The 17,150-nt window shown below is 40.5% G+C and carries 12 protein-coding genes; 5 read left to right on the forward strand and 7 right to left on the reverse strand.

The genetic code is table 11. From position 1 onward, the window contains the following. Both ACEW8O_RS10365 and ACEW8O_RS10370 read right to left on the reverse strand, forming a co-directional pair. Positions 1-682: NRAMP family divalent metal transporter (locus ACEW8O_RS10365; RefSeq protein WP_373494557.1), on the reverse strand; the 682-nt coding region annotated here is incomplete at its 3' end. Further along, entirely contained in the window at positions 679-1,764 is a 1,086-nt protein-coding gene (locus tag ACEW8O_RS10370) for a DUF2891 domain-containing protein (RefSeq protein ID WP_373494558.1), read from the reverse strand. The genes ACEW8O_RS10370 and ACEW8O_RS10365, both read right to left, overlap by 4 nt. Before the next feature lie 104 nt (positions 1,765-1,868). On the opposite strand from ACEW8O_RS10370, the gene ACEW8O_RS10375 reads away from it, so the two are divergent. Genes ACEW8O_RS10375 through ACEW8O_RS10385 form a run of 3 tightly spaced genes read left to right on the forward strand, consistent with a single transcriptional unit; the run spans position 1,869 to position 4,834 of the window. Beyond that, positions 1,869-2,882, forward strand: coding sequence for an alpha/beta fold hydrolase (locus ACEW8O_RS10375; protein WP_373494559.1), 1,014 nt, complete (start codon positions 1,869-1,871; stop codon positions 2,880-2,882). Beyond that, positions 2,872-4,122, forward strand: coding sequence for a DNA recombination protein RmuC (locus tag ACEW8O_RS10380; protein WP_373494560.1), 1,251 nt, complete (start codon positions 2,872-2,874; stop codon positions 4,120-4,122). The genes ACEW8O_RS10375 and ACEW8O_RS10380 overlap by 11 nt, the downstream gene beginning before the upstream one ends. Positions 4,123-4,171: 49 nt before the next feature. Beyond that, complete coding sequence (locus ACEW8O_RS10385) at positions 4,172-4,834, forward strand: tetratricopeptide repeat protein (protein ID WP_373494561.1); 663 nt, start codon at positions 4,172-4,174, stop codon at positions 4,832-4,834. 80 nt (positions 4,835-4,914) lie between these two features. Here ACEW8O_RS10385 and ACEW8O_RS10390 read toward each other — a convergent pair whose 3' ends face one another. After that, entirely contained in the window at positions 4,915-7,098 is a 2,184-nt protein-coding gene (locus ACEW8O_RS10390; protein ID WP_373494562.1) for a TonB-dependent receptor domain-containing protein, read from the reverse strand. A 57-nt stretch (positions 7,099-7,155) separates the two neighbouring features. After that, positions 7,156-7,545 carry a hypothetical protein gene (locus ACEW8O_RS10395; protein ID WP_373494563.1) on the reverse strand — a complete coding sequence of 130 codons (390 nt, stop codon included), beginning with the start codon at positions 7,543-7,545 and terminating at the stop codon, positions 7,156-7,158. A gap of 216 nt (positions 7,546-7,761) precedes the next feature. On the opposite strand from ACEW8O_RS10395, the gene trkA reads away from it, so the two are divergent. Both trkA and ACEW8O_RS10405 read left to right on the forward strand, forming a co-directional pair. Continuing rightward, a complete protein-coding gene (gene trkA / locus ACEW8O_RS10400) occupies positions 7,762-9,108 on the forward strand; it encodes a Trk system potassium transporter TrkA (protein ID WP_373494564.1) in 1,347 nt (448 codons plus the stop codon). A 1-nt stretch (position 9,109) separates the two neighbouring features. After that, entirely contained in the window at positions 9,110-10,561 is a 1,452-nt protein-coding gene (locus ACEW8O_RS10405) for a TrkH family potassium uptake protein (protein WP_373494565.1), read from the forward strand. A 251-nt stretch (positions 10,562-10,812) separates the two neighbouring features. Here the strand turns inward: ACEW8O_RS10405 and ACEW8O_RS10410 are convergent, their stop codons facing one another. From ACEW8O_RS10410 to ACEW8O_RS10420, 3 genes are all read right to left on the reverse strand, one after another. Beyond that, positions 10,813-12,723, reverse strand: coding sequence for an ATP-binding protein (locus tag ACEW8O_RS10410; protein ID WP_373494566.1), 1,911 nt, complete (start codon positions 12,721-12,723; stop codon positions 10,813-10,815). A 176-nt stretch (positions 12,724-12,899) separates the two neighbouring features. Continuing rightward, on the reverse strand, positions 12,900-15,350 hold the full coding sequence (locus ACEW8O_RS10415) for a ligase-associated DNA damage response DEXH box helicase (protein ID WP_373494567.1): 2,451 nt from the start codon (positions 15,348-15,350) through the stop codon (positions 12,900-12,902). Further along, positions 15,340-16,932, reverse strand: a complete 1,593-nt coding sequence (locus tag ACEW8O_RS10420; protein ID WP_373494568.1) for an ATP-dependent DNA ligase — start codon at positions 16,930-16,932, stop codon at positions 15,340-15,342. The genes ACEW8O_RS10415 and ACEW8O_RS10420 overlap by 11 nt, the downstream gene beginning before the upstream one ends. Positions 16,933-17,150: the final 218 nt, after the last annotated feature.

Consider the following 17,150-nt stretch of genomic DNA (forward strand, 5'->3'; position numbering starts at 1 on the left):
ATTTTAGATCTTCAATTTTTGCCCATCGTTTGGCTACCAAGGAAGAATGGAGAAAGAGGTTGTATGGCACGACCGTTGTTCCGATCAATGCCACGATGGTTAGGATATTGGAGGAATCAATGCCGGGAATGAATCCATTAATAATGGAAATGAAAGAAGGCCTGACCCAAATGGCACTGACCAGAAATGCCACACTCATCAGAATTACCAATACGGTCAAAAATCCGGTTATTTTCGAATAACTTCCACTCATCAAAAGCCCTAATGCGATCAGGCCTATGAACATTTTCAGTAAGTTAAGCTCCAATTGACCTAAAGTCAAAACTGGGAGATTTACCAATAAATCGGCACCCATAGCGCCACCGGTGATATTTCCCGCTTCATAGGCAGCATTCCCCAGAACGATTGCCATAAGTATCAATAAAAGCGAAAAGTATCGGAGCAGTCCTTTATTTAATGTTTGGGAAATGACCGCAGCCAATCCCTTTTGGGTAACCAATCCGATCCTGGCTGCCATTTCCTGCAGTACGATGGTGGCAATAATGGAAAGCGACAAAGACCACAGCAAATCATAACCGAATTTAACACCCGCCAAAGTACATACCGTCACTGTTCCCGGACCGATAAATGCCGCAGCTACCAAAGGGCCAGGGCCTATATATTTTTTCCAGTCAGATATCATGGAGCCTGTTGAAGGGCATAAATGGCAAAGCTTCCCAACCAATGTGTTCCCTCATAATTATCATCCACAATGGATGGCAGGGAATATTCAATATGCTCATTGGCAATTTTCATCAAATGGCCATATTCAACTGGAAAATCTTTGATCAGTCCATACATTACCCAGGCCCTGCTGAAATTCAATCCATCCAAATGTACCAATTTGCCATCAGTTCTATCGCTGACTTTTCCGGGTTCAAGACTGAAATTATTATTGGACAATTCGGGCATAAAAGAGGCGAGCCACGATTTGAAACCATCTTTATCCAGTACTTTTCTCATGATATCCAACTCCTGAAAACATGGAGATAGAAAATCAAATCCACTTGGTTCCCATTCCAAAGGACAATCAGTATCCTTCTCAAACCAATCCAAAGCCCTTGTTTTGATCATGCTTTTCAATTCTGAATTATCAAAGGTATTTGCATAATCATAAGCTAAGGACAGGCCAAATGCAATATTGGAATGCTCCCCAACCCTGATCGGGTAAATCAGTTTGGGCAAAAACTCAAGGTATTTCTCTACCATCAAATCAGTCAAGGGTTGCAGGTTCTTTTCCAGTTCCCTTGCCAAAGGATCTTCCCAAAGGTGGATTTCCTCCGCCAGTTTCAATACCCAGGCCCAGCCGTATGTCCTTTCAAAACTTGAATTTTGACGTATAAAAAAATAATCTACCTCTGTTTGAATATTGGATTCACTAAGGTTTTCACGGAGCTTTTGTCTGATTTCAGCAGCATTTTCCAACTCGGGAAACTGACGCAACAGACTGACCAACATCCAATGCCCATGTACACTTGAATGCCAGTCAAAACATCCGTAAAATGCAGGATGCAGTGCTTTAGGGCCTTTCAGGTAAGTTTCATTTTCAAGGGTTTGGTTGAGTTTGTTTGGATATTCCACTTGCATGCAATGTAAGGGAAGCTTGGCCAAACGGTTTGCTTCCTCAATGCTGAGTCTTATGGGCGATTCAATTTCTTTACCGTTCATTTCGCAGGCCATTATGATTGGGATGACCATGAGACAGTATATCCAGTTTTTTGTCATATTAAATTCATTTGATCTCAATATAAGGATATTGTACAAACAGACTAATACTTGTTTTATTTTCTAAATTCTTATCTTTCAAAACCGGTTTCTTATTTCCTGAAATGAAGAAAATATTCCTTAATACTTTACTCGTTATCCTTTCTGTATTTCTATTGATCCTAGTGTTGTTATTGGGCAGCTATAGAGGAGACCTACCATTGGAAAGACTTACTGCGACCTATACCGATGAAAACTCCTATTTTCTGAAGGTGGATGGGATCAATGTGCATGTCAAAGTAAAGGGCTCCGGTGAGCCGATATTTTTGATCCATGGCAGTTTTTCGTCTTTGCATACCTGGGAAGAATGGGAAAAGGAACTCAGCCCGTTTTTTATGACCATATCGATGGATCTACCTGGACATGGATTGACGGGACCTGATGCCCTGAAGCGATATGGAATGACGGATTATGCAGACCTGATCTTCGGGATCGCAGATCAATTGGGTTTGAAGGAATTTCATGTTGCCGGTAATAGCATGGGCGGAGGTGTGGCATTGATCATGGCCTCGGAACAACCTCAGAGGATATTGAGCCTCAATCTCATCGATGCCGCAGGCGCACCTCCAAAAACAGTGACCGATACCACCAATTCAAAATCATCCAATTCAGGGGCATTTATTTTCAAGGTGGCACAAAATCCCGTTTTCAACAAGTTGCTGTTAAAATGCACCCCGAAAACAATCTTCAAACTCAACTTGAAACAGGTGTTTTATGATTCCGGCAAAATCACGGATAAAATGGTCTCAAGATATTATCACATGCTCAGGAGAGAAGGAAACAGGAAAGCCACATTGGACCGGCTTACTGTCAGAAGACCGTATAAGGTTGATTTTAATAAACTGAACATGCCTGTTCTGATCATGTGGGGTGCGCATGACAATTGGATTCCTTTGGACAATGGTGAGAGGTTGGCTGAAGCCATTCCCGGATCAAAGCTCAAAGTTTTTGAAAATGCAGGACATGTTCCGATGGAAGAAATTCCGACTGATACTGTCACAGAATATCTGGCATTTCTGGGGATTAAAGTGGATATGGATTACCTTTCCGCTCCCAAATTCTTCAGCCATGTACAGTGAGTCTTTATTGATTCTTTTACTTCTCCTTCAATTTTTACTGATATTATTCCTGGTTTTTCAAAGCCGGAGGAAAGACAATTCCCAAGAAGAAAGGGAAAAGGAACTGTTGACTTTAAAAACCGAAATCGGTCAACAGATGCAGGCCAATAGAACTGAAATACAATCAGGACTTTTGCAGCAGTTTGGTTTGTTGTTCGATTCCCTACGTGCCAATTCAAAAGAACAGTCAGAGGTTTTGAAAGATTTTGGAAAGCTTTTCCGTGAGAATGTCAAGGAATTTAATGATCTGCAGCGGGAAAAATTCCAGGATTTGATTTTCAAGCAGGAACGCATGTTGGCCTCTACAGAAGAGCGCTTGGACAAAATGCGGGAGACCGTAGATGAGAAGCTGCAAAAGACATTGGAAGCAAGGCTTGGTCAATCCTTTGAACTGGTCAGCAAACAGCTTCTGGCAGTTCAGAAAGGATTGGGAGAAATGCAACATTTGGCCACAGGGGTAGGGGATCTGAAGAGGGTATTGAGCAACGTGAAAAGCAGGGGAGTGTTAGGAGAATATCAATTGCAGGGAATATTGGAAAATGTGCTTTCTCCGGATCAGTATGCTTTTAATGTGGCTGTAAAAAGCGGTAACTCCGAAAGGGTGGAGTTTGCCATCAAGATGCCCGGCAGTCATGAGGATGGACCGGTTTATCTTCCTATAGATGCCAAGTTTCCCCAGGAGACTTACTACAGATTGTTGGATGCTTATGATGTGGGGGACAAGGTTTTGATTGAATTGGCAAGACAGGAACTGTTCAAAGCCATCAAAAAAGCTGCGATGGATATCAGCCAAAAATACCTGCATCCACCGCATACCACGGATTTTGCACTTTTATTTTTACCTATGGAAAGCCTATATGCTGAGATTGTTAGAGATCCTGCCCTGGCGCAATCCTTACAAAGGGATTACAAGATCGTCATCACAGGCCCAACTACTTTGGCTGCGATGCTCAACAGCCTGCAAATGGGATTCAGGACATTGGCCATCCAACAAAGGAGTTCGGAAGTATGGAAAGTTTTGGGTGCTGTCAAAAGTGAGTTTTCCAAATTCGGCGATCTCATCAGCAAAGCCCAAAAGAAAATCTCAGAAGCACATAATGACCTTGACCATTTGGTGGGCACAAGGACAAGGGTAATCCAAAGGAAACTCAAAGAAGTAGAGGAACTGCCTGAGGAAGAGGGCAAAAAACTGTTGGAGTGATTGGGATGGGTTGGCCTGATTCTTTAGCTTTGTGGAAGTGGTTCTAATTATGCTCAAATACAATTTTTCCTTTTTCTTTCTGATTTTACCTTTGGTTGGCTATTCCCAAATGACCTATGAAGTGGAAGCTGATGTAAGGGAAAACTCCATAGTGATCAATAAAGTGGCCATGGAGATGATAGATGACGAAAACTATGAAAAGGCTGCCAACCTGATGGAAATGGTCATTCAGGATGACCCTACTTTTCATCCGGCCTATTTGAATTTTTACAGGGCAGGAGGTCAGGTTGATTCCAAAAAGGAAAAAGTAATCCAAACACTCAGGGAAGGACTGAAGATCTTTGAAGAAGATGATGAGATGTCCTATTATTTGGGAAATATTCTCCAAAGGGAAAATAGGATTCAGGAAGCCATTAAAGCCTATTCTGATGCGATTGCCTATAGCAAAATAAATGGAGAAGATTATCCATTGGTTTGGGCCTATCATTTTAACAGGGGCAACTGTTTCCTCAAATCCAATCAGTTTAAAAAAGCAATTCCTGATTATACTTACGCATTGAACTTAAGCCCTGACAATCCTGACATTCTGACCAATAGGGGATTTTGTTATTATAAAACCGACCGGAAACCGGAGGCATGTTTGGATTGGAATGAAGCTGTCAGGTTTGGTAACAAAACCACCAACAAGTATCTCCAGTCTTTTTGCAGATAAACCTTTGTCAATTAAGTAAGAGAGACAAGTCCAAAAAGTTATGAACTTGCCTTTTCTAATTATCCATTCTAATATAATATTCAAAGCCTCAATTTTAACCCACCATTGATGACAAATCCGTCCAATGGGGCATAAATTTCACGGAATTCCGGATTATTGACCGATCCGGTAAAGATGCTGTCAAAGCGGGTTTGCCGGGCATCAAGAAAGTTTTCAAAGTTGATGAAGATGGAAACCCTATCCCAGATTTTTTCTGCCATAAAACCAATTAACCAGTATGATTGTCCAATGCTACCATCGCCGAGTTTCTGTTGGCTGAAATAATAGGATTCCCAACCTACCTTCCAATTATCATGCACCTCGTAGAACAATACTGAATTTATCCTATGCTTCGGTGTCAGTGGATGGGGCCTGCTAATATTTTTTTCCACAATCCGCGCATCTGTGAAGGAATAACCCAATAACCATTTGAATTCCCTCCATTCCCATTTCAGGTTGGTTTCCACGCCCCGGGTATCAGCAAACCCATCAATATTCGCTAATTGGTATATAAGTCCCGCCGGTGGGCTCAGAAACAACGGTCTGACCAGATAGGTGTAAAAGAATAAATGGTTGAAGCTAAATATTACCTCATCATGAAATAATCCTGTTGTGAAATTCACATCCCAATTTAGGCCGTAGGACCTTTCCAGTACATTTACCTCAGGGCTGATGGGTGCAACATTCTGATATTGTAATCTTTCTGTCTCTTCTGTAAATATTGTTGGGGTTTTGTATCCCAATCCTCCACCAAACCGGCTGGAAATCTTTTGGTTGGCCTTCCACAATAGAGCAATCCTTGGCAAGATTGCCCATCCGTAGTCAGGAATAAGATCAGTTCTCAGACCTGTCTCCAAAATCCATTTGGGCTGTATGATCCAGGTGTTTTGGGCAAATACACCAAGGGTTTGCTGTGAATAACTCCTGTCCAAAACCCGGTCCTCATCATTAAAGGATTCTGTATATACATTTCCTCCAAAAACCCAATCAATTTCGGACCGGTTGACCTGATAATTGAATTCGGAAAAACTTGACCATTGGGTACCTTTAAAGCCGTGGGTATTGGTACTCAGTTGTCGGTCAAAGAAATTCACCGCATTTTTGAATTCAAGCTTGCGGTTATCATTCAATTGGTGATTGATGGACAATTGGGAATTTATCCGGAAACTCTCGTTGTGTTCAAAAAATGAATTTGGTCCTGTATCCCTGTTTTTTAACAAGGCCATATTTCCGCCTTTCCTGTCCTCGTAATTTATATTTATACCAAAATCTGCTGTTGTTCTGCTGTCAGGGTAATAAAACAACCTTGGATTGAAGGTGTACCGTTGGAATTTTGGAATGGCAGATAGTCCGATGTCAGCAGGGTCATAAGGACGGTTGGCATTATATGCTGCAAAGAGCGTGGTGCCCCATTCTTCCTTTCTTTTTCCATGGAAAGCAGAAAAATCCAGCCCACCGGCACTCGTTCCATTGATCAGGAAACCGGTTTCGCCCTCCGTTGTGGGAGTTTTGGATATCAGATTTACCAATCCCGCAATTGCCCCTCCACCATAAAGGGTTGATGCAGATCCTTTTAATACTTCTACCTGTTTTAGGTCCAAGGGTGGAATCTGCAAAAGAGAAAGCCCCGAAGCTGCTCCTGAATATAAAGGGAACCCATCTTTCAGCAATTGGGTATACCGGCCATCCAATCCCTGAATCCGGATACTGGCATTTGCTGAAGTTGGGGAAGTGATCTGAACCATGATTCCCGTGCTTTCACTGAGCAAAAGCCTGATGTCCCCGGGTTTCATATTCGCTTTTTCATCAAGCTCCTCTCCGGCAATAAATTCAATTCTTGTTGGGATATCTGCAATTGTTCGGGATGTTCTGGTCGAATTGACTGTGACAGTTTCCATTTCCTGGTGGGAATCATGCAATGCAACTACAATGTAGTCTTCAGGGGTATCCAGTGGGAGACTGATTTTCACTTTTTTGCTTTCAAAGCCCAACATACGAATAGTGATAGATATGTTTCCTAATTGTGGAATGTCGGAAAGTACTATGAATCCTTCTGGATTTGTGATCCCCGAATTGTCAGTACCGGAAACACGTACAAGCGCTCCCGGAATGGCTTCTTCACTGTATTCATCTATGATTTTCAGCTTGAGGGTCTGTGTTTGGCCGTGGGCATGGTTTGCCCAAAAACCAAGCAACATCAAGCCAATGATTATCGGTTTTAGCATAATGGTTTGTTGATTTTAATAAAAAGAAATCGGCATAGAAATGCCTAAAACAAAAAATCAGGCCGATTGTGGAGGATGCCAAAAAGGGAACAATATAACTTGAATCAGAGAGTTTTTAAAAATAATATTCTGGAATTGATGAAATTCGATATCAATGGGAATTTCAATGGTCATAGCAGATTCATAAAAAAAAAGGGAGCAGAGCTTGCAGGGAGCAAAAGGTGGACAGCAAGGTTCATCCGAAGTATCTCCTTCATGATGTTCGGTATGATCTGTGTTATGATGTTCGCAGGAATCTCCCTGATGATAATGGATACCCATCAACAGAAAGATGTAAACCACCAAGACATAACTACCAAATGTTTTTGAAATACCCACTTGTAAAATGATATATTCAAATTTATTGGAAAATTTTGGTTTGAAGACAGAATATATTATTAAAAGCATTTTTTTTTTTGGTTGACAGAATCATAAATCAAAACAGCACCAATGATATTCAAACCTCGGTGGGTTTGAATTTTGTCTAACTACTCTTCACTATTATATATCAGCTAGGTGAAAAAATTCCCATTTCTAATTGCTCTTAGTTTCAAAACACCCTACCTTTTGCCCGATTTAAAAATCACCTGTTTTTAAATACGAATTATCAGTAGAATTTTACTTATGGGAATGAATATCGTCATAGCCGGCGCGGGAGATATGGGATACCATTTGGCCCGGCAGCTAAGTTTTGAAAATAAAGACATTATCTTAATTGATTTGGATAAAGATGCTCTTGACAATGCCTCCTCTCACTTAGATGTCATGACCATCATGGGAGATGCCACCTCTCTGGAAATCCTTAAGAGTGCCAATGTAAGGGAAGCCAGCATGTTTATGGCTGTGACCACATCTGAAAAAACCAATTTATTGGCTGCCATATTGGCCAAGCAATTGGGTGCCAAAAGGGTAATTGCAAGGGTAAGAAACCACGATTATTTGGAGCCTGAAAATCAAATTTACTTTAAGAATATTGGCATCGATAATATCATCTCGCCGAGCATGCTTTGTAGTGGGGAGATTTTTAATATGATCAAAAATTCCACTTTTACAGATGTGTTTGAATTTGAAGCGGGAAAACTCAATGTAGTAGGAATCACCCTGGATCAGTTCAGTACGATGGTCAATAAGCAAATCTCTGAGATGAGGGAAAATCCGATTTTTGAGGATATCAAAATCATTGCCATCGTCCGTGATCAGATGACCCTTATACCTAGAGGAAATACCATTATCAGAAACAATGACCATGTTTTTTTTATTTCAAACAAAAAAGCTGTTGAGTCAATCATTGAATTGTTGGGCCAAAAAAAGGTCACCATCAAAAATATTATGATCATCGGTGGAGAAGATTTGGCATATACCACAGCAAGAAAACTTGAAGACGAATATCGGGTCACACTAATACACAAGGACAAAGAACGATGTAAATGGCTTTCTGAAAGATTGGATAAAACCTTGGTAATCAATGGAGATTACAAAAATGTAGAACTTTTACTAGAAGAGGGTTTGGAAGAAATGGAAGCATTTATTTCTTTGACCGAATCATCTGAAACAAATATCATTACCTCTCTCAGTGCCAAAAACCATGGTGTTTACAAAACAATTGCCCATGTAGATACGAGAGAATATATCCATATTTCCCATAGTATCGGCGTGGATTCACTGATCAATAAGAAACTTGTTGCGGCCAATCAGGTGACCAGATTTTTAAGGAAAGGTAATGTTGAAGCTGTTTCGGGGATTTATGGTGTTGACGCGGAATTTATCCAATATGTAATCACCAAAAGCAACAGGGTGACAAAGAGAGCATTGAAGGACTTACATTTTCCACAATCAGCAATAGTAGCAGGGGTAATAAGAGGGGAGCAGGTTTTTATTCCTGATGGAGAATTTATATTACAACTCAATGACAAGGCAATAGTCATGGCCCTACCTGAAGCAAAAATCCCATTAGAGAAACTGTTCAATTAATATGATTCACTTCAAGGCGATTGGAAAAATAATGGGGGCCCTGCTGATGCTGTTTGCCCTGTTGATGCTTCCGGGAGTTGGTTTTGCTTATTATTTTGAAAGCGGAGATGAAAAGTCATTGTTGACTTCCATTGCGGTGACTTTTATTGTAGGTCTCCTTTTGTTCTTTTCATTTTCAAAACAGGATCAGAATATCCGAAAAAGAGAGGGATATTTGATTGTTTCCACAAGTTGGATATTGATGTCCATGTTTGGCATGTTGCCTTATTTGATTAGTGGCACTTTTACCACCTTCAGTGATGCTATTTTTGAAACCATTTCAGGACTTACTACTACAGGGGCCACAGTCCTTACAGATATTGAAGTTATTCCCAAAGGCATTCTTTTTTGGAGAAGTATGACCCAATGGATTGGCGGATTGGGAATCATTGTTTTGACAGTTGCGATATTCCCACTTTTAGGAATAGGTGGTATTGAATTGTTTGTAGCCGAATCCCCGGGGCCAACTTCTGATAAGCTTCACCCCAGAATCAGGGAAACCGCCAAAAGATTATGGTTTGTATACCTCGGGCTGACATTGGTTGCAGGATTGCTATATTTTCTTGGGGGGATGACCTTTTATGATGCTGTCAACCATGCGTTGACCACGATGGCAACAGGTGGTTTTTCTACCAAAAATGCCAGTATGGCTTATTATGAAAGCCCCTTTATCCAATATACTGCCATCATATTTATGTTTTTAGCCGGCACAAACTTTACGGTAATATATTTTGGTTTGAAAGGCAAGTTTGATAGAGTGTGGAGATCTGATGAGTTTAAAGCTTACGCTTCAGTAGTTTTTATTTTTGCCATTCTTCTTTCTTTTCCAATTTTCTATTATTCGGAACAAACCTATGAAAAGGCATTTAGAGATACTCTTTTTCAGGTAGTTTCACTAATTACAACGACGGGTTATGTAACAGCTGATTATACTTCTTATCATATTGGCCTTACTTTAGTTTTCTTTATGTTTTTATTTTTTGGGGGTTCTGCAGGATCTACAAGCGGAGGAATCAAATTTGTCAGGCACCTTACTTTTGTGAAAAATACATGGCTTGAATTTAAAAGAATTGTCCATCCACGTGCTATTGTTCCCTTGAAAATCAATGGGGATAGAGTTACAGGAAAAATCATTACCCATATCATGAATTTTCTTTTGATTTACCTTATGATTTTTGTGTTGGGATCTGTAGTGATGGCATTGATGGGATATGATATTCTGACTTCTTTTGGTGCTGTCGCCACTTGCCTTGGAAACGTAGGACCAGCTATTGGCAAGGTAGGACCTATGGACAATTTTTCATTTTTCAGCGGTCCTGCCAAAATCTTCCTTTCCTTTTTGATGTTGCTTGGAAGGCTAGAGTTATTCACAATCCTGATATTGTTCACACCGTTTTTTTGGAGAGCGAATTGAGGGGTTTTGGTAAATGTGGTATTTGCGGATTTCCATTTTTTTGATTTACCCCAGAGTCCCTTTAGGGACAGGATATGGGTAAAAAAATAGTTTAAAGGTTAGGCTTCCGTGCCTTTAGGTACGGAATATATGTTGTACCCAAAGGCACAACAGACCTTCAATTTATCGTTTATTTTACTTATATGATGTCCCTAACGGGACGTTGGGAAATATTAGATTTTGAATTTTTTAATGAAACCAACAATAAAGCTCTATAACTTAGGCAAGGTAAAGCAGAAGGTAGAACCCATGCCCAATGTACTTTCAGCCCAGATTTCACCTTTGTTTTTCTGGACAAGCTCTTTGGTCAAAATAAGACCAAGACCTGTTCCCTTTTCCTGGTGGGTGCCACTCGTAGAATGAAAATCTTTTCCGAACAGCTTTTTCAGACCTTCTTCTGAAATCCCGGTTCCCTGATCTGAAACACATACTGTGTACACGTTATCTGATTCTTTGGTGTCCACAATGATCTGATCTCCTTCCCTTGTGAATTTCAGGGCATTGGTCAATAGGTTCCTGAATACAATATCAATCATATTTTTGTCGGCTTCCACTTCAATATCTGCTGCAACATAATTTTCCATCAACTGCCCTTTATAATAACCGGAGCTTAGAAGAAAACGGATATTCTCATCCACCAACTTGTTTAGATTAAGCCTTGAAAGCTGTACGTGCATACCTTTCATTTGGCTTCTGGACCAGATCAACAGGTTTTCCAACAGCATGGAGTTGTTTCCAAGGTTCTGCGAAATGATGGGGAGGTATTCCTCAAATTCACTTTGGCTTAGGTTTTCTTCATCTATCAATTTGACCATTCCCCACAGGGAATCCAAAGGGGCCTTAAGGTCATGGGCAAGAATAGAAAAAATTTTATCTTTGACCATATTCAGCCTATCCAATTCACTTGCCTGTTGCTCAATCTGTTTTTGCTTATCCTGCAAATGGGAGAGATTCTTTTTTTCCCTGAAATAGGATCTGTAATAAATGGATAAAGCTATGAACATCGCAAAAGCAAAAAGAAAAAGTGCCAATAAAAGATACATTTTGAACCTGTTATTGATTTCCATCAATACCTTTTCCCTGTAAAGGCCGGCAATTTCGTCCTTTTGTTTTTTGATGGTAAGTCCTGCAAGGTAATTTTTGGTTTTTTCGACATTGAGAATGTCTTTCTCCTTTTCAAGAATGTCCAAGTACTTTTTGGACTCCGAAAGGTTTCCTCTATAAAAGTAATAATTGTACATCATATGATAGATTTCTATCATAGATTCCGAATAGGGCTTTTCTTTGTGAAGCATCATGGCCTCTTTTGCATAAGCAATAGCTTGTGAATAATTGGTTGTTTTCAGCTTTAATTCTACCAGTTTTTCAAGGGCATTGATGGCTCTAATTTTATCATTGATCATCCCGTAATCATAAAGGTTTATGATGTCGGGTTCGGCATTGGTATAATCCCCCATGGACATGAAAATTCCGGCCCTGTTGAATTTCGAAACAGTCAATTGTCTTTCATTTCCCGATTCTTCCCGGATATTTATTGCTTTGTTTATGGTAATCAGTGCCTGTTCAAAATTCCCTATTGCTGCAAGGACGAGGCTCATACCATTATAATTATAAGCCAAGCCTTCCTTATCTGCAATTTCAAGGAATTTTGTTTCTGCTTCTCTGTAGTATTTCAAAGACTCTTCGAACTGATCCTGATAGAAAAATATCTGGCCGATGTTATTGAGAGAATGGCCTATCTGCACGGGAATATTGGCATTTCTACTGATAGTCAATGCTTCTTCATATAGCTTCAGCGCATCTTCCTGAAGATTCATATTCCGGTAATATACGCCAAGCCTGTTGAGATTCTGAGCTTCAAGTTCGGCATCACCGACCAATCTCGCTAACCTGATAGCCTCAGGATAATATTTCTGGGCAGAATCGGAATAGTGGATCACCCTTACCAATTGGGAGATCAGGTCAAGTTTTTTTCTGTCGCTTTTGGCCTCTTGGTATTGACTCAAAATCACATCCGCCTCATCTCTGGGATCTAGGCTTTGGGAGATACCGTTTTCATACCAAAAGGCTACAAAGACAAATAAAAATAAAAGAAATTTGAGTTGAAGAGGGATTTTGGACATCTATTCAGTGATAAAATATTTCAAACCAAATCGAAAATATACCTTAGTTATTCAAAATCAAAATAAAAAATCAAACTATTTCAAGCTCTAATTACAAACAGCAAGTAGCAGTATTTGAAATCAAAAATTATCGATAGATCAATTGCTGTTTCATAAAAAATAATTTGGCCAATCCATCAATCCACCATAATAGCTCTCATTTTTGCAATCCTATCCTCCAAGGATTCTGAAGAGAGCGTCGCCCTCAAGCGGTCTACCATAATCGGAAAAGAAAATGGAGTAAACTGACCGGGTGACTTCAAAATAATTTGTTGAACGTTTATCTTTTGGAGGGCCTCCAGAATTTTATTTTTTTCCATTTGCATATTCAACACCTCATGATGCGCCTGCTTCAGCAACAGATTGCCAGGATCATAATCTTCAAAAACTCCATATAAAATCCCCGAATTTGCCTGAAGATGCTTGAACTTTACAGGCTTTCCTGGGAAGCCCTGGAAAACCAATCCTGAGATGGTAGCAACGTCCCTGAACTTCCGCTTGGCCATCTCACTTTCATTGATGCAGGCAATGATATCATCAGCCAGGTTCTTTACAGAAAACAGGTCTTCCTCCAAAAGGTCTTCAATTGGAATCGGAGAATCTGATAGCAACTCAAATCCATAATCATTCATGGCAATACTCAAGCTTATGGGATAGCTTACCGAAATCCTGTAGGCAATCAGCGCACCAAGAATTTCATGCACCAACCTCCCTTCAAAAGGATAAAAAAAGACATGATATCCGTCTTTTGAAACATTCCTTTCAATCAGAAATGTACTCCTATCAGGAATCAAAGACAACCTGTTCTGCAGTTCAAGTAAGGGCGAAACATATATTGCTTCTTCTGATTGGAAAATTCCATTGACAGCATCTTCCAAAATCTCCCTGATCTTGGAGGATAATTTTGAAGTTAAGGAAATCCTTCCACCCATGTAGGAGGGTGTGCTGTTGCCTTTCTTTTTGGAAAGTTGCACTATGGCACTCATTTCTCTTATGGCCACAAATTCAAGATTTCTACCAGCAAAAAAGAAACGGTCTCCGGGTTTAAGTTTTGAAAAAAAATACTCTTCGATCATCCCGAGGTAAGTGCCGTTTTTGAAGCGGACTTTAAGCATGGGGTCACTGACAATGGTGCCCATGGACAACCTGTGACGCATGGCGGTTTTTTTGTCCTTGATTCTGTATACTCCGCCTTCATCTTTGATGACCTTTGAAAATTCCTCATATCCGCTTAAGGAATTGCCACCTTTGGTAATAAAGGAAATTGACCATTCAAATTCTTCTTTGCTCAGATCTTTAAATGAATACGTGTTTTTGACAATGGGGAAAATATCTTCCGGTTTAAATCCTTCACCTACAGCCAGCGTAACCAAAAACTGTATCAGGACATCAAAAGTCATTCGGGGACAATGGATGTTTTCCATTTCGCCATTGTCAATGGCACTTCTTAAGGCTGCTCCTTCTATCAGCTCCAATGAGTGGGTAGGCACAAAATATATTTCGCTGGGAAGCCCCGGTTGATGTCCTGAGCGACCGGCTCTTTGGACAAATCTTGCCACTCCTTTGGGACTTCCAACCTGAATTACTGCATCTACTGGCCTAAAATCCACTCCCAGATCCAGACTAGAAGTACAGACCACCAATTTCAGTTTTCCAAGGTGAAGGGCTTCCTCAACCCATGTCCTTGTTAGTTGATCTAATGAACCATGATGCATGGCTATCCAGCCTGCCCAATCCGGTCTTTTCTCCATGATATGTTGGTACCATATTTCGGTTTGTGCACGGGTATTGGTAAATAATAAAAGGGAGTTATGCTTTTCTATGACATCTATTACCTTATCAATCAATTTCAAACCCAAGTGACCGGACCAGGGATATTTTTCCAGCTCATCCGGAAAAATGGTATTCAGCTGAATGTTTTTCTTGATTTCCGATTTGACGATATGAACAGGTATCTTCTCGCCCAATAAAATTGCAGCAGCTTCCTCCAAATTCCCGATGGTAGCAGATATCCCCCAGATCCTGATGGGGTTAGCTAATCGGTTTTGGATATAACTCAGGGCCAATTGCACCTGAACTCCGCGCTTATTTCCGATCAATTCGTGCCATTCATCTATGACTATGGCCTTGAGATTTTGGAAGATCAGCCAATTGTCTTTTTGGGCAAGGAGGATATGCAGGGTTTCGGGCGTTGTCACCAGACATTCAGGAGGATTTTTGATTTGTAATTGTCTTGTTTTGCTATCTGTATCGCCATTCCGCACGGCAACTTTCCATGGAAGTCCAATGTGGTCACAGACTTCCTGCATGGCTTTTTGGATATCCTGAGCCAGAGCCCTGAGTGGAGTAACCCAAATCAATTGCATTCCGGACTTTTGAGGTTTGCGCCAATCACTTGGATTATTCCGGATATAATCGAGTATTACAGGAAACCATAGGGCAAATGTTTTACCACTTCCGGTAGGGGCATTGAGAAGACCTGATTTTCCTTCCAGATAATCATTCCAAGTCTGAACTTGAAATTCAAAGGGTTTCCAGCCTTTGTCAGAAAAATACTTGAAAGCAATCTCACGTAAATTAGGCTCCATAAAGCGAAAGTAAAGCTTTTAATTCTTCCAAAGTATTGGCTTCCTCAATGGGTTTATCCTTCCGCCATCGCTGTATTCTTGGAAATCTGAGTGCAATTCCTGATTTATGCCGGGGACTTTCCTGAATGCCTTCAAAGGCAATTTCAAATACCAAACCGGGATTTACTGTGCGCACCGGGCCAAACCGCTCCTTGGTATTTTGATTGACATACTTATCCACTTCCCTGATTTCAGCATCTGTCAGACCTGAATAGGCTTTGGCAAAAGGGATAAGAGCTGTGCCATCCCAAACCGCCAATGTGTAGTCAGTATACAAATCTGCCCTTCGTCCATGACCTTTTTGGGCATAAATCATCACACCATCTATGGTGAGCGGTTCTGTTTTCCATTTCCACCAGTCCCCTTTTTTTCTTCCTACTCCGTAAAGTGAGTTCCTGTGTTTGAGCATAAATCCCTCGGCCATCATATTTCGGGATTCCAAATGAAGAACCCGTAGGGCTTCCCAATCTTTTGAAGAAACCATTGGTGAGAGCATTAATTTCTCAGAATCAACAGATTTGACGATCTGTTCTAATTTTTCCCTACGGTCAGAAATCGGGTAATCCCGTATATCCAAACCCTCATATTCTAAAATGTCATAAGCTATAAAGCTTACAGGGGCATTTTGCAGGATTTTGGCAGTTAAATTTTTTCTGCCAATTCTGGTCTGCAAAAGAGAAAAGGGTAGAGGTTTCCCTTTTTGAAATCCAATGATCTCGCCATCCAAAACAGTGCCCTCAGGAAGATAAGCGGCCATTTCCAGGAGTTCGGGAAATTTATCAGTGACCAATTCTTCTCCTCTTGACCAGATGAATATTTCATTTTTCCTGTTAATTATCTGACCACGGATACCGTCCCATTTCCATTCTATCTGCCAAACATCAATGGGACCAAGTTCTTCCAATTCCTTGTCTATAGGATGTGCCAGGTAAAAGGGATAGGGCCTGGAGAGGTCATCCGTTTTGTTTTTGGATAGGATGAGTTCCTGAAAGCCGACTTTGTCCGGCTGCCAATCGCCCATTATCCTATGGGCGATTTCAGTTTTCTCCATTTGATAGGCATCGGCTACTGCCTGAGTAATTAGGTTTTGGCTAACACCGACTCTGAAACCTCCTGTGATAATTTTGATGAATATGAAACGCTCCTCCTTGGTCATCACATCCCATGCATGGAGGATTTTATCCTTCTTTTCCTCTTCTGCTTTTCCCTCCAAATCCATCAGGTACTTAATCCAAAAGTCTAATGACATGTCCTGCGTTTGGGTATTCAATGGCAAAAGTAAAGCTATCGTTTCAGCCAAATCCCCCACAGTTTGGTAGGATTCTTCAAATAGCCAATCAGGTATTCCAGCGAGTTCAATACACCATGATCGCAATAGAGTGGTATTTACCTGTCTTTTTGGTCTTCTGTGGGTAAACAGCGCTATGGTCCAGATTTTATCTTCATCGATGGCATTCATAAAAAATCCCTTCAATGCCTCTATTTTATCAGAAGTTTTGTTGCTCTGATCCAACCGCATGAAGAGTGTTGTAAAGTGCTTCATTAATTTATGATATCTTGAAATAATTTTATCCTATGTGATATGGTTCACATTGATGAAAACTATATTTGTGTATATTCAAAACAGTATTAACTTCGTTGAAAGTTAAGCGTATTAAAATCAAACTCCATTGAAATGAAAAAGTTGGCCATAGTATTTCTTATCGGTATTTTCTTCACTGCATGCAATCCTGAAAAGGACGGATTATACACTTCAAATGA

This window comes from Aquiflexum sp., assembly GCF_041749095.1.
GTDB lineage: Bacteria > Bacteroidota > Bacteroidia > Cytophagales > Cyclobacteriaceae > Aquiflexum.